19 protein-coding genes, 1 tRNA gene and 1 pseudogene are annotated in these 22,712 nt (G+C 39.0%); 10 read left to right on the top strand and 11 right to left on the bottom strand.

Annotated elements, in window-relative coordinates; translation table 11 throughout:
* The first annotated feature begins 110 nt into the window (after positions 1–110).
* Together MKX14_RS00105 and MKX14_RS00100 are read left to right on the top strand one after the other, a co-directional pair.
* Positions 111–196: transfer RNA gene (locus MKX14_RS00105), tRNA-Leu, on the top strand.
* A 40-nt stretch (positions 197–236) separates the two neighbouring features.
* Entirely contained in the window at positions 237–614 is a 378-nt protein-coding gene (locus MKX14_RS00100) for a hypothetical protein (protein WP_417891305.1), read from the top strand.
* On the opposite strand, the gene MKX14_RS00095 is transcribed toward MKX14_RS00100, so the two are convergent.
* The 4 genes from MKX14_RS00095 to rlmE all read right to left on the bottom strand — a co-directional run bounded on the left by MKX14_RS00095 (position 615) and on the right by rlmE (position 4,729).
* Positions 615–929 (bottom strand): DUF5713 family protein, encoded by a 315-nt coding sequence (locus tag MKX14_RS00095; protein WP_005067609.1) that lies wholly within the window; start codon positions 927–929, stop codon positions 615–617.
* Between the two features lie 132 nt (positions 930–1,061).
* On the bottom strand, positions 1,062–1,913 hold the full coding sequence (gene folP / locus MKX14_RS00090; protein WP_240281475.1) for a dihydropteroate synthase: 852 nt from the start codon (positions 1,911–1,913) through the stop codon (positions 1,062–1,064).
* Between the two features lie 136 nt (positions 1,914–2,049).
* The gene (gene ftsH, locus MKX14_RS00085; RefSeq protein ID WP_005803954.1) at positions 2,050–3,945 is read right to left on the bottom strand and encodes an ATP-dependent zinc metalloprotease FtsH; all 1,896 of its coding nucleotides are present in this window, start codon (positions 3,943–3,945) and stop codon (positions 2,050–2,052) included.
* A gap of 133 nt (positions 3,946–4,078) precedes the next feature.
* Positions 4,079–4,729: a 23S rRNA (uridine(2552)-2'-O)-methyltransferase RlmE gene (gene rlmE / locus MKX14_RS00080; RefSeq protein WP_000235573.1), complete on the bottom strand. Its 651-nt coding sequence runs from the start codon at positions 4,727–4,729 to the stop codon at positions 4,079–4,081.
* Between the two features lie 199 nt (positions 4,730–4,928).
* On the opposite strand from rlmE, the gene yhbY reads away from it, so the two are divergent.
* Both yhbY and MKX14_RS00070 read left to right on the top strand, forming a co-directional pair.
* The gene (gene yhbY, locus MKX14_RS00075) at positions 4,929–5,252 is read left to right on the top strand and encodes a ribosome assembly RNA-binding protein YhbY (protein WP_002115576.1); all 324 of its coding nucleotides are present in this window, start codon (positions 4,929–4,931) and stop codon (positions 5,250–5,252) included.
* Positions 5,253–5,268: 16 nt separating this feature from the next.
* On the top strand, positions 5,269–5,805 hold the full coding sequence (locus tag MKX14_RS00070; RefSeq protein ID WP_068531175.1) for a DOMON-like domain-containing protein: 537 nt from the start codon (positions 5,269–5,271) through the stop codon (positions 5,803–5,805).
* A gap of 59 nt (positions 5,806–5,864) precedes the next feature.
* Here the strand turns inward: MKX14_RS00070 and MKX14_RS00065 are convergent, their stop codons facing one another.
* Together MKX14_RS00065 and MKX14_RS00060 are read right to left on the bottom strand one after the other, a co-directional pair.
* Positions 5,865–6,452, bottom strand: a complete 588-nt coding sequence (locus MKX14_RS00065; RefSeq protein ID WP_033847991.1) for a hypothetical protein — start codon at positions 6,450–6,452, stop codon at positions 5,865–5,867.
* Between the two features lie 29 nt (positions 6,453–6,481).
* Positions 6,482–6,641 (bottom strand): annotated as a pseudogene (locus tag MKX14_RS00060) (hypothetical protein).
* 124 nt (positions 6,642–6,765) lie between these two features.
* Between MKX14_RS00060 and carA the strand changes: the two are divergent.
* The 5 genes from carA (at position 6,766) to MKX14_RS00035 (ending at position 12,982) form a co-directional block, all read left to right on the top strand.
* The gene (carA, locus tag MKX14_RS00055; RefSeq protein WP_005067597.1) at positions 6,766–7,905 is read left to right on the top strand and encodes a glutamine-hydrolyzing carbamoyl-phosphate synthase small subunit; all 1,140 of its coding nucleotides are present in this window, start codon (positions 6,766–6,768) and stop codon (positions 7,903–7,905) included.
* Positions 7,906–7,919: 14 nt separating this feature from the next.
* Entirely contained in the window at positions 7,920–11,150 is a 3,231-nt protein-coding gene (gene carB / locus MKX14_RS00050) for a carbamoyl-phosphate synthase large subunit (RefSeq protein ID WP_005067595.1), read from the top strand.
* Positions 11,151–11,238: 88 nt separating this feature from the next.
* Complete coding sequence (gene greA / locus MKX14_RS00045) at positions 11,239–11,715, top strand: transcription elongation factor GreA (RefSeq protein WP_002115570.1); 477 nt, start codon at positions 11,239–11,241, stop codon at positions 11,713–11,715.
* 75 nt (positions 11,716–11,790) lie between these two features.
* Complete coding sequence (locus tag MKX14_RS00040) at positions 11,791–12,423, top strand: CatB-related O-acetyltransferase (RefSeq protein WP_240281474.1); 633 nt, start codon at positions 11,791–11,793, stop codon at positions 12,421–12,423.
* 121 nt (positions 12,424–12,544) lie between these two features.
* Positions 12,545–12,982 carry a universal stress protein gene (locus tag MKX14_RS00035; protein ID WP_240281473.1) on the top strand — a complete coding sequence of 146 codons (438 nt, stop codon included), beginning with the start codon at positions 12,545–12,547 and terminating at the stop codon, positions 12,980–12,982.
* A 41-nt stretch (positions 12,983–13,023) separates the two neighbouring features.
* On the opposite strand, the gene MKX14_RS00030 is transcribed toward MKX14_RS00035, so the two are convergent.
* Positions 13,024–13,773, bottom strand: a complete 750-nt coding sequence (locus tag MKX14_RS00030) for a hypothetical protein (protein WP_240281472.1) — start codon at positions 13,771–13,773, stop codon at positions 13,024–13,026.
* 25 nt (positions 13,774–13,798) lie between these two features.
* A complete protein-coding gene (locus tag MKX14_RS00025) occupies positions 13,799–14,128 on the bottom strand; it encodes an MGMT family protein (protein WP_002115572.1) in 330 nt (109 codons plus the stop codon).
* A gap of 81 nt (positions 14,129–14,209) precedes the next feature.
* Between MKX14_RS00025 and MKX14_RS00020 the strand changes: the two genes are divergently transcribed.
* A complete protein-coding gene (locus MKX14_RS00020) occupies positions 14,210–14,926 on the top strand; it encodes a metalloprotease (RefSeq protein ID WP_240281471.1) in 717 nt (238 codons plus the stop codon).
* Here the strand turns inward: MKX14_RS00020 and capA are convergent.
* The 3 genes from capA to MKX14_RS00005 all read right to left on the bottom strand — a co-directional run.
* A complete protein-coding gene (gene capA, locus MKX14_RS00015; RefSeq protein WP_240281470.1) occupies positions 14,923–16,653 on the bottom strand; it encodes a CapA family protein in 1,731 nt (576 codons plus the stop codon). The two genes, MKX14_RS00020 and capA, sit on opposite strands and share 4 nt — an antisense overlap.
* Positions 16,650–18,305 (bottom strand): poly alpha-glucosyltransferase, encoded by a 1,656-nt coding sequence (locus MKX14_RS00010; RefSeq protein ID WP_240281469.1) that lies wholly within the window; start codon positions 18,303–18,305, stop codon positions 16,650–16,652. The genes capA and MKX14_RS00010 overlap by 4 nt, the downstream gene beginning before the upstream one ends.
* 143 nt (positions 18,306–18,448) lie before the next feature.
* Positions 18,449–22,712: beta strand repeat-containing protein (locus MKX14_RS00005; RefSeq protein WP_240281468.1), on the bottom strand; the 4,264-nt coding region annotated here is incomplete at its 5' end.

Here is a 22,712-nt window from a genome sequence, read left to right as displayed (position 1 = left end):
ACATAAACTGGTCAATTTATATAAATACCAACAAGAACTGATTGAAAATAAAGCAAACTCTCTGATTTTCTCTTGCCAATCGTGTATTTGTCCTCTATTATTGCGCACATGCCCGGGTGGTGAAATAGGTAGACACAGGGGATTTAAAATCCCCCGCCCACAAAGCGTGCCGGTTCGAGTCCGGCCCCGGGCACCATTTTCAAGTATTGAATTTGGTGCTACAAAGAATCCAGCGTATGCTGGTTTTTTTATGCCTAATTAAAATGAATTTTATGATAAGAATATTATTACTCGTTTGCACTACCCTTTTTATAACAAAGGTTTATGCCACTGATCTTTTCTCTGGGACTCTTTCTTTCAAAGACAACCATTGGTATTTTTCACGTTGCTCTATTACCAAAGATGATTATTTAGTTAAAGCACCCGAACAGATAATAGATAAATTTAAAACGCTGGAACAAAAAAGAGAAACTTATTGGGTCAGTTTGTTAGCGGACGCAGATTATCAAGAGAATGGTGTTTTAGTTTTAAATGTTAAAGAAATAGACGAAATACATTTAAAGGCATCTTGCCACTTATTAGATGCATTTGAAGATATTGAAAATCGAGAGTAATCACCACTCTCGATTCATAACCAGCTCTTCCATTTCCAGATCTAAATATCCAGCTTCCTGTGCCACCATCATCATTGCTTCAGCAATATAGTCAGCAGCACTATCATCTAACGAAGAATCTAGATCTTCGAACTGAGGTTTCATCTCATTAATTTCAATCACAGTTTGATGAGCATATCGATAGATATCCTGCTCAGCTAAGGCAGGCTTCTGAACTTTTTTAGCAAATTGTTCAATAAGCTGCTTGAGTTCAGCGACCAAAATATCTGGATAATACTCATCATCAAACATCGGGAGAAGTAAGTCTTCGAACATACAAAAGTTTACACAACAGCAAAAACTTGCCGCTTATAACATATTTTCAAAAGAATAACGATATTTTTCCCTGACTCAATCATCTAGCTCATTAAATTAATGAGCTAGATGATTTTTATAAAGCCTACTTTATTAAGCTTGTATCATCGCCTTCCAAACTAGAATTGCATCAGTCATTGCTTTGACATCATGCGCTCTAACAATGGATGCTCCTTGCTGAATACTAATCAAATGCCCAGTAACGCTTCCTACCGCACGCTGATCTGCAGTTGCACCCTTTAATGCTTCACCAATAAAACGTTTACGAGAAAGGCCAGATAAAATCGGATAACCCATTTCACCAAGCTTCCAAAATTCTTTTAGTAGCCTTAAATTTTGCTGCGCATTTTTTGCAAAACCAAACCCAGGATCAATAATAATATTATTTTTTTTAACACCTGCATTTAAAGCTTCATTCACGCGCTGCTGGAGCTCCGCTATAACATCTAAGGTTACGTCCGCATATTGGTCTAACTGATTCATTGTAGTCGGTTCACCACGCATATGCATGATCACTACGGGTATATCCAGATCTGCTGCCGTTTTTAAAGCATTGGGACGAGTAAGTGCACGTACATCATTCCAAATATGTGCTCCTGCTTCTTTCGCTGCACAAATAACATCAGGCTGACTTGTATCAATTGATAGAACAATATTATGTTTAGCTAAAGCTTCAACTACGGGCACAACTCTTCGTATTTCTTCTTCTACGCTTACTTCAGATGCTCCTGGACGGGTAGACTCACCACCAATATCAATAATGGTAGCGCCTTGCTCTACCATGGCTAGCGCATAAGCAATCGCTTGATCTACTTGATTATGCTTTCCACCATCACTAAAAGAATCTGGTGTGACATTTAATATGCCCATAACGTGAGGCTGTGATAGATCTAACTGAAGCTGTCCACACTGTAAAATCTGTTGAGGCAAAGGCATTAGTTGCATAAAAAGCTCCAGTTTAAAATCAGGCTGTATTTTAGCAATTATCATCTATATATGGTGTTGATTTGTTTTTAGCTTTTAACAAACTCAAGCCCATAAAAAAAGCCACATGACTGTGGCTTTTTTAATTAACTAACTATTAGTTCATTGCTGGTAATGGTGGCGGTGTAGATGGACCATCTTTTGGTGGTTCAAATGCAGCCACTGGATTTTCAGCAACATATACTTTAGGCGGTTGTGGCTCACGGCCTTCCATAATGTCACGGATTTGATCACGATCAATAGTTTCCCATTCCATCAAAGCTTTTACCATCGCATGTGCAATATCTTTATTACCTTCTAAGATATTACGTGCAACTTTATATTGCTCATCAAGAATACGACGTACTTCTTCATCAACTAACTGTTGAGTTGCTTCAGAAATCGTACGGCTTCCTACATTACCAAAGAAACCATTTTGGTTTTCATCTTCGTAAACCATTACACCCATTTTGTCAGACATACCGTACTTCGTAACCATTGCACGCGCCATTTTAGTAGCTCGCTCAAAGTCATTTGAAGCACCAGTAGATTGCTGTTGGATAAATACTTCTTCAGCAATACGACCACCAAACAAAATTGCAATTTCGTTTAGCATCTTGTCTTTATAGTGGCTAATTTGGTCTTGTTCAGGTAACTGCCAAGTTACACCTAAAGCCCAACCACGCGGCATAATCGTTACTTTATGAACAGGATCTGTACCCGGTAAAATCTCTGCAACAATCGCATGACCCGCTTCATGATAAGCAGTTGCACGACGCTCTTCTTCACGTAGAACCATCGATTTACGCTCTGGTCCCATGTAGATTTTGTCTTTTGCATCTTCAAAGTCATGCATGTCAACAGTGTTCTTATTACGGCGTGCAGCAAATAATGCAGCTTCGTTAACAAGGTTTGCCAACTGTGCACCAGAGAAACCTGGAGTACCACGAGATAGAACTTTAACATCCACACCCGTAACTGAAGGTAATTTTTTCAAATGTACATTCAGAATCTGCTCACGACCACGAATGTCAGGTAAACCTACCATTACTTGACGGTCAAAACGACCTGGACGTAATAATGCTTTATCCAAGACATCAACACGGTTCGTCGCAGCAATTACGATTACACCTTCGTTACCTTCAAAACCATCCATCTCTACAAGCATTTGGTTCAAGGTTTGCTCACGTTCATCATGACCACCACCTGTACCTGAACCACGGTGACGACCTACTGCATCAATCTCGTCAATAAAGATAATACAAGGCGCATGACGCTTCGCTTGCTCGAACATATCACGGACACGGGACGCACCCACACCCACGAACATTTCGACAAAGTCAGAACCTGAAATGCTGAAGAAAGGAACTTTAGCTTCACCAGCAATTGCTTTGGCTAATAACGTTTTACCAGTACCCGGAGGACCAACCATAAGTACGCCACGAGGAATAGTAGCGCCCAAACGTTTGAATTTTGCAGGGTCTTTTAAGAAATCTACAATTTCAACAACTTCTTGTTTTGCTTCATCACAGCCGGCAACGTCAGAAAAATTGACTTTGATTTGGTCTTCAGAAAGCATTTTTGCTTTCGACTTACCAAAGCTCATCGGTCCATTTTTTCCGCCTGCACCACCACCCATGTTACGCATAAAGAACATGAATAACAGAATGATTAACAGTACAGGGAAACTAGCAATGAGAAGTTGCATCAAAATGCCTTGACGTTGAGGAGCTGTTCCCTCTACAACAACATTTTGCTTATTTAAGCTCGGCATAAGCTCAGTGTCTTCAACTTGCGGACGAACAGTTTCAAACTGTGATCCGTTAGTTTTTTCACCATTAATATTTAAACCGTCAATTGTGACTTGCTTAATTTGGCCAGCATTCACCGCTGCAACGAAATCTGAATATTTCATCGCAGTAGGCTTATTGCGGTCACTGATATTACTGAAAATTAAAATCAGAACACCAAGTATTATTAGCCACAATACGGCATTCTTGAAGTAATCGCTCAAAGCTTTATTCCCATATCGATCTAATTTGATCATGCCTAATCTTGGCTGATCGTCATAAAAACAGCAACTGTATTGCTTGCGGATAACCTAAAAGTACAAAATGCACAATTTTTAGGAGCTTGGCAAGTAAACTTTATTGCAATGCTTTCTTACGCCCTTGTCCAACCAAAAAAACTTCTTTAGAGCGTGCCCGAGAAGCTGCTGGTTTTGCTGTCTTTAACACATCAAAACTATCAACCACTTGTTTACGAAACTCATCAAATCCTGCGCCTTGGAACACTTTAACCACAAACTGTCCATTAGGACCAAGAACCTTTTGAGCAAAATCTAAAGCCAGTTCACATAAGTAAATCTGTCTAGGTTGATCAACAGCCCTATTACCTGATGTATTGGGGGCCATATCAGAAATTACAATGTCTACTTGTCGCCCATTTAAAATATTTAACAATTTTTCAAATACAGCTTCTTCTCTAAAGTCGCCTTGTAAGAAAGTGACATCAGGCAAAGCATCCATGGGCAAAATATCGGAAGCAATCACTAAACCTTTGCTACCCACAAGTTTTCCAGCAATTTGAGACCAGCTACCAGGAGCTGCACCCAAATCGACTACCGTCATGCCTGGCTTGATCAACTTATATTTTTCTTGGATTTCAAGAAGTTTATATGCTGCTCGCGCACGATATCCTTCCTTTTGTGCTTTTTTTACAAAAGGATCGTCTAGATGTTCCCTCATCCACGCACGACTGCTTTTCGACAATTTCTGGTTTGTAATGCGTGTTGCCATAACTCACTAAATATCAAAAAAACTTCTGATCGTTCATTGTACGTGAAAATTACTCTCATTACAGTACGGATGTAGCGTAATCTCACCAAGTTTTACAGTTTTTTTTCAATAATGTTGATCGATTATTTATACAGTTTTTCGTACATCTGAATTTAAGTTTTTTGCTATACTAAGTCGTTTTTAAAATCAGGTATTTTTAATGGCCGCTTTATCTATCCATGAACGTAAACGTTTACGTCAAATTGGTCATGTGCTTAATCCGGTTGTCATGATTGGTGGACAAGGCTTAACAGATGCTGTTATCGAAGAAACTCTTCGTGCTTTAAACGACCACGAACTTATCAAAGTTAAAGTTGCTGGTGAAGACCGTGAAGCACGTACTGCTGTAATTGATGCAATTGTAGAAGCTACTGGTGCAGAAGCTGTGCAAAAGATTGGTAAAATTGTTTTACTTTACAAAAAAGCAGCTAAACAAAACCAGCATTTGTCTAATCTTGTTCGCCACGCTCATTTAGCAAACTAATTTGATTTGACAAACTATGGCAAGTTACGAACTTTCAGCTTTTGATCGTTTTCATGCTGTTTCTGTTGTTGGCGCAATTGAACAGCAAGCACCGCACACCTTAAATGTCGGTTTTTGGATTCGTGATCCAAATCAACTCATTGTCTGGCCCCAAGAAGTCACGGCTAATCCTCGTCAGGATTTTTTGTGGGAAGAAACTTGTTTCGAAATTTTTGTTGGCGTGCATGATGAAGATTATTATCGGGAAATTAATCTTTCCCCTTCTCAAGCATGGCAGTCTTATCAGTTTGAAGAATATCGCTATCCAGAAAGTATGCCTCCCCTTGCTGCTTACGATATCGAACTGAACCATCTCAAGCGTACTCATTATGGCTTAAATGTTAGTCTTGATTTGGGACAATTTATGCAACAGCATCGCTTGAAATGGGCAAACCTTTATTTAGGTTTAACTGCAGTTTTAAAAACCAAAGAAGGTATCCAGTACTATGCAATGCAGCATAGTGGAAAAAGTGCAGATTTCCATAATAAGCGTGACTGGTTACATCAGTTTTAAAAATAAAAAAGCGAGAAATTAATTCTCGCTTTTTTATAGCTGGCCAAAAGCTAAGATCATTAGTTATCTCGTGCTTTATTCCAGGCTTCAACTGCATTATTTTTAGTACGCTTAATACTTTCACTTAAAGAATCTTTGTGCTTCAAAGAAATCTGGCTAATATCACCTTTCAATTCTTTACTGACTTTAGTCAAATCTTCGATAAGCGCGTTAATTTCTGCTTTCAAAGCATTTTTAAGTTCAGATAGTCCTTCTTGTGAAGTGCTAAACTGAGCTTTAATCACATCAAGACGTTGTAGAATATCTTGTTTAATTTGAATAAATTGATTTTGAATATTCTTGTTTAACTCATGAGTTTCAGCTTCAATTTTTTCTTGAGTTTCACTTAAAACTTCTTTGACCTGCTCTTGAGTTTCAGTAATAGCTTCTTTCACCTGAGTTTTCGCTTCTGTAGCAACTTCTTTAATCTGCTCAGTTTTCTCGGCAACACTTTCTTTGACTTGCGCAGTTTTAGCAGTTACTGTTCTTTTCGCTTTAGTTGTAGTAGCAGCTACGGTTTCTTTCACTTCATTCACCTCAGCTTTTACTGAATCAACGACTGCTTGAGCTTTCTCGCTCACATCTTTTGAAACTTGATCATTACTCATGCTATTTCCTCATATTGTTTATTTTTTAACTAGCAATACAATAAATCCAGTTCTAAAAATTCAGCCAGCAAATTGTTAGACAATTTATCAAAAGTAACTGATTCGGATGAGCTGATAATTTTTTTTGTAAAAATCAAGCAATGAATTATGTTTTTTAGCAGAAAATAAATAGACTTTTTGAGGTTCCATGCGTATAATGCGCTGTTAAGTTACAAGCGAGCAGACCGATAGGGAGGGGCATGTTTTATCACAACATCGCCTATCTTTTTTGGGTCTACTCGCTTTTTTACAGCCGAAATTCAGGAGCTTTGGTTTGAGCACCCCCGCCATTTTAGCCCTCGCAGATGGAACGATCTTTAAAGGAACGTCAATCGGCGCAACGGGAAGTACGACTGGAGAAGTCGTTTTTAACACAGCCATGACAGGCTATCAAGAAATTTTGACTGACCCAAGTTATGCACAACAAATTGTGACATTAACTTACCCTCATATTGGAAACACTGGCTGCAACGCAGAAGACGTTGAATCTGGTCGTATCCATAAAGTATGGGCGAATGGTTTAATTATTCGTGACCTTCCTCTACTACACAGTAACTTCCGTGCTGAGCAGTCTTTGAGTGAATATTTGCAAGAACACAATGTTGTTGCAATCGCGGATATTGATACACGTAAATTAACACGTATTTTGCGTGACAAAGGTGCACAAAATGGTTGCATCCTTGCTGGCGAAAATATTACTGAAGAAGAAGCAATTGCCAAAGCTCGCGCTTTTGGTGGCTTAAACGGTTTAGACCTTGCAAAAGAATGTTGCGATCCAACTGGTTTTGAATGGTCTGAAGGTTCATGGACTCTAGGCCAAGGCTTCTCTCAACCTGAATTAAAATATCATGTAGTTGCATACGATTACGGTGTCAAAACCAACATCTTGCGTATGCTTGCAGACCGCGGTTGCAAATTAACCGTTGTACCTGCAGAAACTCCGGCTGAAAAAGTATTGGCACTTAATCCGGATGGCGTATTCCTTTCAAATGGCCCTGGCGATCCAGCTGCTTGTGATTATGCAATCGAAGCTGTAAAAACTATTGTTGAAACCACAACATTACCTGTATTTGGTATTTGCTTAGGCCACCAAATCTTGGCACTCGCTTCTGGTGCAAAAACTGTAAAAATGAACCATGGTCACCACGGTGCTAACCACCCTGTACAAAATCTTGAAGATGGTACAGTGATGATTACTTCACAAAACCATGGTTTCGCTGTAGATGCTGAAACTTTACCGGCTAACTTAAAAGCAACGCATAAATCATTGTTCGATGGCACCTTACAAGGGATTCACCGTACAGACAAACCAGCTTTCAGCTTCCAAGGTCATCCTGAAGCAAGCCCAGGTCCACATGATTGTGCCCCATTGTTCGATCACTTCATCGAACTTATCGAAGCATCTAAACAGTAATTAAGGAGCGAATAATGCCTAAACGTACGGATATTAAAAGCATCTTAATTATTGGTGCTGGCCCGATTGTGATTGGTCAGGCATGTGAGTTTGACTACTCAGGTGCTCAAGCGTGTAAAGCGCTTCGTGAAGAAGGCTACCGTGTTATTTTGGTTAACTCTAACCCAGCAACCATTATGACAGACCCTTCAATGGCTGATGCAACATATATTGAGCCAATTACTTGGCAAACAGTTGCACAGATTATTGAAAAAGAACGCCCAGATGCAGTATTGCCAACTATGGGTGGCCAAACTGCATTGAACTGTGCTCTTGCACTTGATGAGCACGGCGTTCTTGAAAAATATAATGTTGAATTAATTGGTGCAACTAAAGACGCAATTGAGAAAGCCGAAGATCGTAAACTCTTCGATATCGCTATGCGTAAAATTGGCTTGGAATGTCCAAAAGCTGCCATTGCTGAAACAATGGAAGAAGCTTTAGAAATCCAGTCACGCTTTGGTTTCCCGGTAATTATCCGTCCATCATTCACAATGGGTGGTTCGGGTGGCGGTATTGCATATAACCGTGAAGAATTCCTTGAGATTTGTGAACGTGGTTTTGATCTCTCTCCTACTCACCAGTTATTGATCGATGAATCTTTAATTGGTTGGAAAGAATACGAAATGGAAGTTGTTCGTGACAAAAATGACAACTGTATTATCGTATGTGCGATCGAAAACTTCGACCCAATGGGCGTACACACTGGTGACTCAATCACTGTAGCACCAGCTCAGACATTAACTGACAAAGAATACCAATTGATGCGTAACGCTTCGGTTGCAGTTCTTCGTGAAATTGGTGTTGAGACAGGCGGTTCTAACGTTCAGTTCGGTATTAACCCGAAAGACGGCCGTATGGTTGTTATCGAGATGAACCCTCGTGTATCTCGTTCATCTGCACTTGCTTCTAAAGCAACAGGCTTCCCGATTGCTAAAATCGCAGCAAAACTTGCTGTTGGTTATACCCTTGATGAATTGAAAAATGACATCACTGGTGGCGTGACTCCTGCAAGCTTCGAACCATCAATTGACTATGTTGTAACGAAAATTCCTCGTTTTAACTTCGAGAAATTCCCGCAAGCTGAACCAGTTCTTACCACTCAGATGAAATCTGTTGGTGAAGTGATGGCAATTGGCCGTAACTTCCAAGAATCTGTACAAAAAGCATTACGTGGTCTTGAAGTTGGTGTAAGCGGTTTTGATGAAAAAATCGAAGCTGGTGCAACAAATGCAAAAGAAATTATTCTAAAAGAACTTAAAGTTCCGGGTCCTGAGCGTATCTGGTACGTAGCGGATGCTTTCCGTCATGGTTTCTCTTTAGATGAAGTTTTTGAAGCGACTAAGATTGACCGCTGGTTCCTTATCCAAATTCAAGACATCGTTAAAACTGAAGCTCAAGTGAAAACTTTAGGTTTTGGTGACTTAAACGCTGACAACATCCGTTCGTTCAAGCGTAAAGGTTTATCTGACCTTCGTATTGCTCACCTCATGGGCATTTCACAAAAGCAATTCCGTAAACAACGTTGGAACTTGGGTGTTTATCCAGTCTACAAACGTGTTGATACATGTGCAGCAGAGTTTGAGTCTGGTACTGCATACATGTATTCAACTTACGATGAAGAATGTGAAGCAAATCCATCAAACCGTGACAAGATCATGGTGATTGGTGGCGGTCCAAACCGTATTGGTCAAGGTATCGAATTTGACTACTGCTGTGTACATGCTGCCTTAGCTATGCGTGAAGACGGTTATGAAACAATCATGGTGAACTGTAACCCTGAAACTGTTTCTACCGACTATGACACATCTGACCGTCTATACTTCGAGCCTGTAACACTTGAAGATGTACTTGAAATCGTACGTACAGAGAAGCCTAAAGGCGTAATCGTACAGTACGGTGGTCAAACTCCGCTTAAATTGGCACGTGCTTTAGAAGAAGCAGGTACTCCAATTATCGGTACATCACCAGATGCGATTGACCGTGCTGAAGACCGTGAACGTTTCCAACAAATGATCCAACGTTTACAGCTTCGTCAACCAAACAACAGCATTGTAAAATCTGCTGAAGAAGGTATCTCTGAAGCTGCAAAAGTAGGTTATCCGCTTGTTGTTCGCCCATCTTATGTATTAGGTGGTCGTGCAATGGAAATCGTATATAACGAAGAAGAACTTAAACGTTACCTTCGTGAAGCAGTTCAAGCATCTAATGAAGCCCCTGTTCTTCTTGACCGTTTCCTAGATGACGCAACTGAAGTTGATGTTGACTGTGTATCTGACGGTAAAGACGTTGTGATCGGCGGCATCATGCAGCATATCGAACAAGCGGGTATTCACTCAGGTGACTCTGCATGTTCAATTCCTCCTTATTCTTTATCAAAAGAAATTCAGGATGAAATGCGTCGTCAAACAATTGCGATGGCAAAAGAACTTGGTGTTGTTGGCTTGATGAACGTTCAGTTCGCTGTAAAAGGTGACGATATTTACGTTCTAGAAGTTAACCCACGTGCTTCACGTACAGTTCCATTCGTATCTAAGTGTATTGGAGATTCTTTAGCGAAAGTTGCTGCGCGTTGTATGGCAGGTCAATCTCTTGAGTCTCAAGGATTTACTAAAGAAATCATTCCAACTCACTTTGCTGTGAAGGAAGCCGTTTTCCCATTCGCTAAATTCCAAGGCGTAGACCCTATGCTTGGACCTGAGATGAAATCTACAGGTGAAGTGATGGGCGTAGGTAAAACATTTGGTGAAGCATTCTATAAAGCTGTTTTAGGCTCAAATGAACGTTTACCTGGTTTACCAACTGAAGGCGAAGTAAAACATGCTTTCTTATCAGTACGTGAATCTGACAAGAAATACATCGCTGATATCGCTAAGAAATTAGTTGAATATGGCTTCAAGCTTGTTGCAACAGGTGGTACTTACCAAGTGCTTAAAGAAGCAGGTTTAGAATGCGAATCTGTTAATAAAGTTACTGAAGGTCGTCCACATATTGTTGACCGCTTGAAAAATGGTGAAATACACCTTATTGTCAATACCACTGAAGGTAAACAGGCTCAATATGACTCTGCAATGATTCGTCGTGCTGCCCTACAAGGCAAAGTGTATTACACAACGACTATCAATGGTGCAGAAGCTGTTTGCCAAGCCTTTGCTGTGAAATTGCCAATGGATGTATACCGCTTGCAAGATTTAACTGTAGGTTAATTTTTTTACCGATAAGTCCCGTCACCTTATCGGTGGCGGGATTTTTTCATTTTTTTAACTGTGTTTTCTCAACTTAAGAGGGACCGAAATGCAACGTTATCCAATGACCCCTGAAGGTAAAATCGCCTTAGAGAAAGAATTACAACATCTGAAATCTGTTGAACGTCCACGTATTACTCAAGCAATTGCTGAAGCACGTGAACATGGGGACTTAAAAGAAAATGCAGAATACCATGCTGCTCGTGAACAGCAAGGTTTCTGTGAAGGACGCATCCAAGATATCGAAGGAAAATTGGGTGCTTCACAAGTCATCGATGTTAAAGACTTAGAACAAAACGGTCGTGTTGTATTCGGTGTTACGGTAACGATTGAAAACCTTGATACTGAAGAACGCAAGACTTATAAAATTGTTGGTGATGATGAAGCTGATTTTAAAATCAATAAAATCTCAGTGAACTCACCAATCGCACGTGGCCTTTTGAGCAAGAGTGAAGGTGATGAAGTAAAAATCGTTACTCCTCAAGGCGAAGTGGAATATGAAATTGTAAGTGTAGAATATCTCTAAGATAATGTACAAACAACCCCTCTTAAAGAGGGGTTTTTTAGTTCAAGCGTTGATATACTTTTTGGAAAAATACTTATGGATACTCCTTTAATTAACACTCCTGTTCGTCATTGGTGTGAATTTGAGTTTATTTCAAAAACTGTGAAAAATCCAAATATCCATATTAAAGGAAATTATTCTTATTATTCGGCCTATTGGGATCAAGGCTTTGAACGTTGTGTAGTCCGTTATTTACATGACAAAGCTTCAACGCCAGAAAAACCAATTGACCAACTTTATATTGGCAATTTTGTTTGTTTTGGCGCTGAGTGTGTAATCATGATGGGTGGTAATCAGCTTCATAGACCCGACTGGATTTCAACTTTTCCTTTTGATACTCGTAGTTTTCTGGCGGCTGGCGATACTATTATTGCTGATGGCTGCTGGGTTGGTAGCCGTGCAATGATTATGCAAGGTGTCAAACTAGGTGAAGGCGCAGTGGTCGCCACTGGAGCCATAGTAACTAAAGATGTTCCTCCCTATGCAATTGTAGGTGGAGTGCCTGCGAAAATTATTAAATATCGCTTTCCTCAAGAACAAATCGACAAACTACTTGCTTTAAAACTTTATGATTTAGATGAGAAGCAAATTTTGAAAATACGTGAATATCTTCAAACTGACGATATTGATGCTTTATCTACGCATATAGAAAATTTGCGCATTTTATAAAAATTTACCTACAAAATTTGTTGTTATAAAATCACAAATGATTACGTGCTTGAATTTAAATCGTCAAAAAATAAGTATAAAGTATTAATAAATAAGCATCATTACAATAAGGAAAATACTCATGTTATATCAACATATTCTGGTTCCAATTGACGGTTCTGAAACTTCTATGGTCGCCATGAAAGAGGCTATTAAGCTGGGAAAAGCGTTAAATAGTAAAATTACAGTTGTACAAGTGATGGCACTTGATCCATTTATTGCTGATGTCTACGTAAAAACTGGTCAAACTAATGAGTTGATTGAACGCACACGAGCTTATTTACTCGACATTTTAGAACAAGCAAAACAAGAATTTGCCAACGAAGGCATTACTATTGAAACCAAACTGTTGGAAGGCTTTGTTGTACATGAGGAAATCATTCAAGCTGCTCAAGACTTAAATGCAGATCTGATTGTCATGGGTTCTCATGGACGCACAGGAGTCCGAAAACTTGTGTTAGGAAGTGTTGCACAAAAAGTTTTAGGGGAAAGCCATATTCCCGTGTTAATTGTTCGCTAAAGTGAGAATGCCTGTCTGGCTAAAGTGAGCAAGATAGGCTTCTATTTCTTAAAAGGCATAACCTCTTCACGCGATTGCTCAACCGTTATCGTTTTTTTACTTTTGAAAGCTTCCCAAGAATAATTTTTATAATTTAATTGCCATAAATAATATGGTTGTCCCACATCTTTAAATTGAATGTTTAGTATCATCCATGCCTCATCATGACAATGGGGCGATTTTTTATAATCTTGTTCTGAAAAACATGCTCGAATCATTTCTCGTGAAGAAAAAGCAATATCTTTTAGTGCAACTTGATACTTCCCATGAGGTTTGAGCTTAATGAAGTCAGCATTTTCTTCAAAACGCCCTCCTCCTGAGTAACCCGTAAACCATCTATTAACTACTGCTATTGCATACTCATTTTTATTTAATGGATATAAAGCTGGAAAGATTTGTAATCCATCTGGTGCCAAATCATCGGTGTGAGGCTCTTTATTATTATGTTGATAATCTTTAAAGTCCCATTGATCAACTACTTTATATTGATTATTTTGCTTCTTAACCTGAACAATTTGTGGACTTTCATCTATTAGGTAATAAACTAGATCTTGCGTATTTTTTCCCTTCCACAGGATAGCTTCACCACTGCATTTCTGTCTCAGTTGCTTGCATATCAAATCTATGTCTTGCTGAGAAGCCTTTATATTTGCAAAAGGTTGAGTTGAAATATCCTTTTCAGCATAACTCACCTGCGCCATCAAACTTAAAAGTAATACTGCTCCACTACACCATTTATTATTCTTTTGCATGTGTATTTACTCACTAACATAAATATTAAGGCTGCCAAGCAAACTGCTTTAAGTCAACTTTACCATTTAACAAATAGACACCTTCAGCTTCCAATTTTAATTGCTGAATATTTTCACCTTTTTCATTAAATTTACTTAGGCTAATTTTGCCTTGAGAATTAATTACACGATACCAAGGAACTTGATGATCAGCTTCAAGATGTTTCAATACATAGCCGACTAATCTTGCATGTTTTGGTAATCCTGCCATACGAGCCACTTGTCCATAGGTTGCAACTTTTCCGTAAGGAATCAAAGCAATGACTTCTAAAATTTGCCGATGTAGTTCATACTGAGTTGTCAAAATGGACTCCATAAAAATTGACATCATTCATATCATATAAAAAATTTTGAACAAAACTAAATGCAATCCAAGGTGGGCTTGAGGGAAATCTGCATGAAAAAAACATTACTGGTGATTACTGGCACTTTACTATGCGTTTCTTGTACTACACGCCCTCCTCTTCCTTTAGGAGAAACACCTAAAGTCTCCACAGATGGCCGCCCTATTATTTCAGTCACTTTTGTTTTTACAACCAACTCTCCAGAAGCTACAAAGTTTGATAATTATCAACAGATGCGTAAGGAAATTAAAATATTAAATAAATACTATGTAGATGATAAAAATAATAAAATTTTTAAATTTAAATTACATCGTTATATTCCTTATGAAGAGTTTTCAAAATTACATTGTGATTTAAAACAACAGATTAATCAGCCCTACCCAATTACGATTGAAACCATTCCTGCCAGTGTAAATACGTGTTTTCCGAAACGAACTGCAAGTAAAGAAGTGATTGTTTTTATTTATGATGCCTACTCAACGAAATGGAAATTTGAAGATGTAACGAGTAGAGCGTTTCGCAATAATGGCAAACCTTTTATTTTATTAGACTGGAACCGACTTAATTATAATATTCAGGCTGGTAGCGTGCATGAAATGGGACATGTGTTTGGTCTAAAACATGTTTGTGCGCCAAAAGCTACAAAACGTACTCCAACCAACATCATGGCAAGCGCCGAATGTAAATTAGGCAGTGGTGGCTTAAGAAATTTAGGATTTACGCCAGTACAACTTCAAACTATTTTATCGACATACAAACAATATCCCTAAAATTTAATTTCAATATATGCTCCTAAGTTATCTTGGGTAGCGATGTAATTTTCAGGGGTCAGTAAAGATGTCATGTAAGTGCTGGCCTTTAAGAAATCTTCAGCATCGACTGGATACGGTTGCCAAAATGTTTTCAAATTATTGGTGTAAATTGGATAAAGGCGAAGTAAGTCTTTTGATAAATCTAACCTTGCTATACAGCCAAATGGTAAAGCATTGTGTTTATCATATTCGCCATTGCTATTAAACACAGCATTTCCAATACCAAACACGACTGGCTTTTGGTTGATGATCTGGACAGGTTGAATAGTATGAGCACCATGACCAATGATCAGGTCAGCGCCAGCTTGGGTTAGAATCGCAGCAAGCTTACTCTGCTCTTTTGTAATGGGCTTAAAGTCGATACCCCAATGGCAAATAACAATAACTTTATGTTCAGGATGAGTCAGCCTATAGCGACCTATTTGTTCAAGTAAAACGCCATTTAAACACGCAACCCCACTCTTATGACCTAAAGCATAAAAATCATAATCGAGATAGGCAGTGTCTCTGTGCCAGTATCCGTTAAAAATAGCATAACGCTTATTTTCAAAAGAGAGCTCAAAGTAGTTATGAGCATCTTTTTGGTTTACACCTGCCCCGATATAAGAAATGTTAGCCTGATCCAACTGTTGTAATGTATAGGTCAGCCCACGATCCCCATAGTCTTTTAGATGGTTATTTGCCAACACCACATGATTAAGGTGTATATTTTTGAATGCTGCTAATGTTTGTTGAACATCAGCTTTAAGAATAAAAGGCTTTTTATGATCTAAAGGAGATTGGTTTTCTAAAGAAAATACCGCTTCAAAGTTAGCAATATTTAAGTCATGTTCACCTAAAAAAGCTTTTATTTTTTTAAAAGAATAGTCATATCCATACTGTTGCAGAGCATCTATTTGCCCTCTAGCCTTACGCTTTTCAGTGTAGATTTCCCCAAAGTAGGTATCGCCTAAAATATTAATAATGCCACTTGGAGCTGAGCAAACTTTAGGTCTTACCGTCTGTGCTTGAAAACAGTGATAATAAGGAATCAAGTGCTCAGCACGATGAATATCATCTAAGAAAGAAAAGAAACCGATCGTTTGGTTTTCTTCAAAGAACGTCAGATAAATTTTTCTAAATGAGTTTGTAAGATATAAGACCTCTACTACATTCTGTCCCATTAATGGTGTCTGAGGGAGATAAGACTTACCTTTAAAATTCAGCTCTTTTATAAAGAAGAGCTTTTTTATTTCATTGGAATAGCTATAAATTTTTCTGAGTAATAGAAACAAATGCGTTAGTTGATTTTGGGTAGCTTCATTTTTTAAAGTTAAGTTATAGGCAGCGGCTCTTTTTGACAAAATTAAATAAGCTTGCTCATTTGTACCGCAGAGCATATTACTTAAAGCTTCTTTTACATCTACTGCTTGAGTAAAAATTAAGAACTGGAACAGTTTAGTAAATGTATACTTTTCAGATGCTTTTAAACCTAAATTTTGCTGCCCAATGTGCTTATTCATATTTTGTGGCACAACATAGACGTCTTGAGCCAGTACACTTTTTTGCTGAAATTGTTCTAATGCATAGTCGATCAGCAATAACATGGAGATGTCATCGTCAAATTCGAATTGCCATACAGCTTCATCAAAATTTGTAGTGTCGATATGTGCTAATAACTTGATTTCAACGGGTTGATACTTCATAGCTCATCACCTTTGTAATCTTTAACGTAAGCGATGTAACCCGATAAGTTATGCTCTTGGTCATCAATCCTTACTCGAAAACGGTCATGACGAATATAAAATGCATGTAAAATTTTATCTGGTCGTGCCATATACATAGCCACTTCCGGATAAAAAAATCCTGTTGTTTGAAAATCAGTTCTAAACTCAATTAATTTTTGAAGCTCAGGCATATACGCCTGCTCAAAAAGTGCTGTCCGCCCCTGCTCTTTTAAGCGGCTAACCATTTTATAAGCAGCCATTAACATTTCTAATAAGGTCGCATACGTTGTTTTTCGGTTACGAATAAAAATAAAATGTTTTAAATAATTATTTAAACCAAAAATAAAATATTTATCTTCAGGACATATTTTTGTAAGCTCATTGGTACAATAACTTAACCAATGGTCATGATATTTTTCGTATCTATTTTCAATAAAACATTCAAACATTAATTTAACAGTTTCTAATAATCTAGAATCTTGGTTAATTTGATATAACCTTAATAAAGCTAAAGCAGCCTCACCATCATAATAAATAATTCTGAATTTTTCTTTTAAATCATAATCTGGATAATTTAATACATGAGTGGTTGAGCCATTTGAATCGACTAATTTTAAAATACCATTTGCTAGTTTTTCTGCATATTTTTGATAATCATTTTTTTGAGTAATTTCTTGATATTTAGTGAACATTAAAATAGCAGCCGCATTGGCACCTAATTTAATTTCAAATTCCCCTTCTTTACCATCAATCATGAAAGCAGTTTCTGAGTCTTTTTCTTTATAAAAGTTGGTCAGTGCATATTGGATAGCAGCATGTATCTTGGGCCAATATTCTGGTTTGCTCTGCACTTCAAATGTTTCTAGTAAGGCATACACTGAGGTACAGTGGCGTACCGTATTGTAGTTACGAATATCTCGATCATAGGCAGAAAAATAGCCATAGATGAATTTGCCATTTTCTTGAATTTGATCATGCAAAAATGCCGAATTTTTTTCAATTAACGACTGAAAATGCTGTTTCTTATTGCTCGAAATCGCCCTAATACCATTCGCATCATAACCGCTCGCTAAATTAATGAATTGCCCATTTTCATAAAATGCTGCGTAGGTATCAAAAGTCCAAATGTCTTGTAGCTCTTGTAGTTTAATCTGTGGTTTAGTCGAGTTATATTTTTGCTTAATTGCATAATTTAGGTTTGTTTCATCAAAAAAGTTGGGTTTGTCATAGCTCAAACCTCGAATAATTGCTTTTCCATAAATCTCTTGCTCCAGAAAAGCCACTGAACATTGTTCATCAAACCCAATACCTTTACGGTAGTGGTTATTGTGAAATTGATGATGGACTTGCTGCTCTACTACTTTCCAAGCTTGTTTCGTTAAATTATATGCAACATCAATTTTTATATAATCAACAAGTGACTCATGTGCAAACTGGTCATTAATGAAAGCTAATAATTGTATTTTTGCTTGAGAAAAGCTTGTTTTTTCACTATGCCAGACATTACATCTTTGGTCTTTGGGACCAAATGATATAAATAAAATCGTTTCTTTCTGATGATCTGAAACATGGGGAGCGATATGTTCTAACCAAAGGTTCAGTTGTCTTTGGAAGTTTAAAAATGCTGTCACTCGAAATCAGTCCCTATCCGTTATTTGTTGTTCTATAAAGTTTTCAATCCATCATAGCATGAACATATAAAAAGCTAAGTTAACGTATTGTTTAGACGTAAAAAAGAGCCCGAAGGCTCTTTTTTTATAAGTCGATTGTCAGATTAGAAAATGATTTGACCATTGTTGATCAAGTCATTCAATGTGACTGGACCAGTGAGGTTAGTCAATTGAAGCAATGGTGTTTCAGTGTAAGTACCTTCTACAAGTACTCCACCATCACGGTCTACGCTGATTGTCGCAGTTTGAGTACCAGCATCATAACTTACTGTCACATATTGACCGATTGTTAAGTTAGTTTGAGAACCAATTAACAAGTTACTTAAGTCAATCTTATCAGCCTGATCATCTGTTGCAGTATCACCTACATGGAAGTCAGTCCATACATCTACACCACCACCTGTTGTGTTACCACCAGTTGCGTTAGTTACGCTTGCAGCAGTTAATGTGTTGTAGATCAAGGTATCAGAGCCATTACCAAGAGCAAATGTATCATTTGCCGCAGTACTTACTGCAAGGCTATTCAACTCTTGACTCAAGTTAATCGTCAATGAAGAAGTGTATTCACTACCATCGATCACTGAAACCAACTTGTAATCAATCACATCAACAGTCGCATTTGCCGCGCTGTCTAATGGTTTGTAGAAGTAAGAACCATCATTGTATAGATACAATGTACCTTCACCTGTATTCACTCCTTGACCAGCAGCTAGTTCATAAGTGCCAGTTGTTGAGTTCATTACATAGAGTTGAGTACCTTCTACTACATCATTAGTAAGGACGTTTCCAGTAATCCAGTCGGTTTGACCATCTGGTGTGTATTGGTCTAGATGAGTCGCTGTAGTTGTTACTACAGAGTCTAGAGTTACCACACCTAGTGAAAGTACACTGGATAGACTGAATACAACTCGATAAGTACCTGCTGATAAATGCGGTATATCTGCTGAGTATGCTGGAGCACCCAACACTCCTGCCAATGCTGTTGCAGAACCAGAGTATGCTGTATCTACCCATGTTCCACCAACGAACTGCTGAATTGTATATCCAGTTGTTGGGAAAGCAGACAGACTCAACGTCGCAGTGTAGTTTAGCTGTACATGTACATCACTTACTGTATTTGCAGCAATCACAAACTGGTCTGATGTTACAGTACTACTGAGTACAGGAAGCGGGATTGGGAAACCAACCAAGTTACCGATGGTCACATTACCACTCACCACATCCACAACTGGATCTACCACTGGTGACATACTGATTGTTGCATCATCTATATCAGCTGTTACAGACGGTGTTGGAAGTGTAGCATCTGCCGAAGGATCTGCTGTATTCCAAGTTACATCAACATCTGGTGAACCAACTTGAACATGTAATGTAGCGGTATCAGTTCTACCAGTCACTGGATCTGTCACTGTGTAAGTGAAGCTATCAACTTTACCTACATTCGCCATATCCGCAGTTGCCTGATAACTATAAGTACCATCTGCATTAATAGTCAGAGTTCCATATACACCCACAACCGTTGCTGGAGTACCGACTACAACCGACTCTGTATTACCATTTTCAGCAGTCACTATGGTTACGACTGAAGTTGTTGTAATGTAGTCTGGTACATAATTTGTACCATAAACAGCAGAGTTATCGTCAGAGAGCACATTACCAGTTACAGGGTCAACAACCAGTACAGGTGGTTGAGTAATATCACCATGATTCAGCGTGATATCCGCAGTAACACTACCTAAAGCAGTAAGAAGTGTGTTGCTTTCCATGAACAACTCGTAAGTACCAGCACTTAAGTTATCAATCTTGAATTGAACTTCAGAGCCGAAGATACCTAACAAATCAATCACGCCAGTATCAGAACTATCCGCAACTACAGTACGAGTGCCATCTGGATTTACTCGTGTTAATACCACATGTAAACCGTCGACAACCGTAGCAACCGAACCAAAGTTCACTGCAATAATGGCATCTGTCAGATTACCTGGATCAACTGTAAATGTCGCTGTACCTTCTTTAGCTCCGATAACGATACCACCCACACCGAGTAACCAGCTGTAGCTAATCGCGTTATCAAGTACCTCAGTCGTTACAGGATAAACCATGTCTATTTCAGCTGAAGCAACGTTATCCATCGCATCTACTGGAAGCGGACTAGTAATTACAGCTGGTTGAGATGGATCTGCATCGTTCCAGGTCATATCTACACTGTCACTATCGAGACGAACATAAAGTGTCGCCTCAGAAGTGTTACCTGTTACAGGATCAAGCAAGGTGTAGGTAAATTGATCTACCTGACCTAGGTTTGCACCATCTACAGTTGGGGTATAGGTGTAGTTACCATCTTGGTCGATCACCAATGTACCGTATGCGCCAGTGATCGTTGCACCAGCAACTGGATCAACCGTAACACCATTCACTTCAGAGATCACAGCATTGCTACTTGCCGCATCAACTTCACCAGTGAGGCTTGCATCTTTGATGACATTGCCAGAGATCGGCTCAACTGAGTAACCAGCCACGATGTATGGATTGTAGACATCCATCGTACCAGTTAATGTTCCGCCTAAACCTACACCGACTAAACCTTCATATCCAATGAATGCACGGTATTGACCAGCATCCAATCCTTCAAGTACAGCAGTTGGTGTACCACCGATTAGTGATAGATCAATGAGTGATGCTTCTGGGTTAGTACCACCAATCGATACCCATTCACCTGTTGTTTCATCAAATTTTTGAACAACAATCGCATAATCGCTGAGTAAATCTGCTGTGATTATGGCATCGAAAGTAAACGTTGCTGTGCCTTCACGGTTTGGATCAACAGTAAATTCAATTGCATCGTTACCAAGCAATTGTAAATCCAGACCAGCTAACGATACAGCTACAAGATAATCCGCACTGCCTAACGCTACATCATCAGCAACAAGCAATGGTTCTGGGTTAATTTCTGCTGTTACAACATTATCCACCGCTTTTACAGAACTCAATTGGATATTGAGATTTGCTTGAGCCGTATCACCAGTCAGAGGGTCAGTTAATGTGTAAACAAATACATCTGTTTGACCCACACCTGCTGCACTTGCAGTAGGCGTATAAATGTATGAACCATCAAGATTGATTTCCAAGGTACCGTAAGTACCATTAATGATCGTACCATCTGCTAGAACAGGTTGACCGTTAACTGCGCTTACAACAGTTGTTGGAGTCACAACGTCTACTTGACCAACATCATTTATTTCTGTAATGACATTACCATCAGCAACTTCAGTATAGTAGCCGCCTACTTGTGTTGTGTCATAAACATCCATTGTGCCTGTTAATGTACCAAGTAAACCAATACCAGCTAATCCATTATATGTCATGAACGCACGGTATGTGCCTTCCTCTAATCCGTCAATAACTACACTCGGAGTTCCACCTAGCAGAGTTAAATCTAGAATATCAGCTTCACCACCACCGTAAACAGAAGTCCAATCACCTGTTACTGGGTCTAGTTTTTGTAGTACCAATGAGTAATCAGATAAAACATCTGCACCGAGTAATGCACTGTATGTAAATGTTGCTGTTCCTTCTTGGTCAGGAGCTACCGTAAAGCCAATTGACTCTGATCCTAACTGCAAATCAAGTCCAGCAAGTGATACAAGTGCTAGATAAGTATTACTTCCTAGTGCTGCATCGTCTTGTACAAGCAATGGTTGAGGTGCGAGTACCGCTGTATCAGTGTTATCGAAAGCAATAATAGAGCTTGCAAGAGTATAAATTTGCGTATCTTGAACGTTACTACTATTTCCAGCAAGATCTGTAAATGTCGCAGTGGCATCAACTGTTAAATCTGCATCTGCTGCAAGGTCACTACCTAACACATCAACTGTCCAAGTACCAGCTATGGCATCTACAGTCGCAACGTAGTCAACATCATTTATAGTAACCACAACACCTGTTGTTGCCGCATCTGCAGGAATGTTTGTCAATGTACCTGTTAAGGTCACTGATCCACCAGCTTCTGTCGCATCCAAGATGTTATCAGCAGTAACTGGGTCAATTGCTAACACAGTTGTAGTGATATCAGGTGGAGTAACATCTAGAGTTACCGTTACATCTGCATCTGCAACATCCAGGTTACCTTCGGCATCCACTGCTTCTGCATGGATGGTCACAGGGCCTTCGCCTGTCACAGGAATCGCTGCGGTGATAAAGCCGTTGGTAATATCCGCTGCTGTCACGGTGTAGTTAGTACCGTTCACATTCACCACGGTGCCGTCGACTGCATCAGGTCCCAACGCCACTTGTGCATTGAAGCTGCCGTCTGTGCCGAGCTCGTCTGCATTTAAGATACCGTCGCCATTTAAGTCTTCAGGAATCGTG

It is taken from the genome of Acinetobacter pittii (assembly GCF_022449185.1).
Taxonomy (GTDB): domain Bacteria; phylum Pseudomonadota; class Gammaproteobacteria; order Pseudomonadales; family Moraxellaceae; genus Acinetobacter; species Acinetobacter pittii_I.
This window is presented reverse-complemented; position numbering and strand designations above follow the sequence as displayed.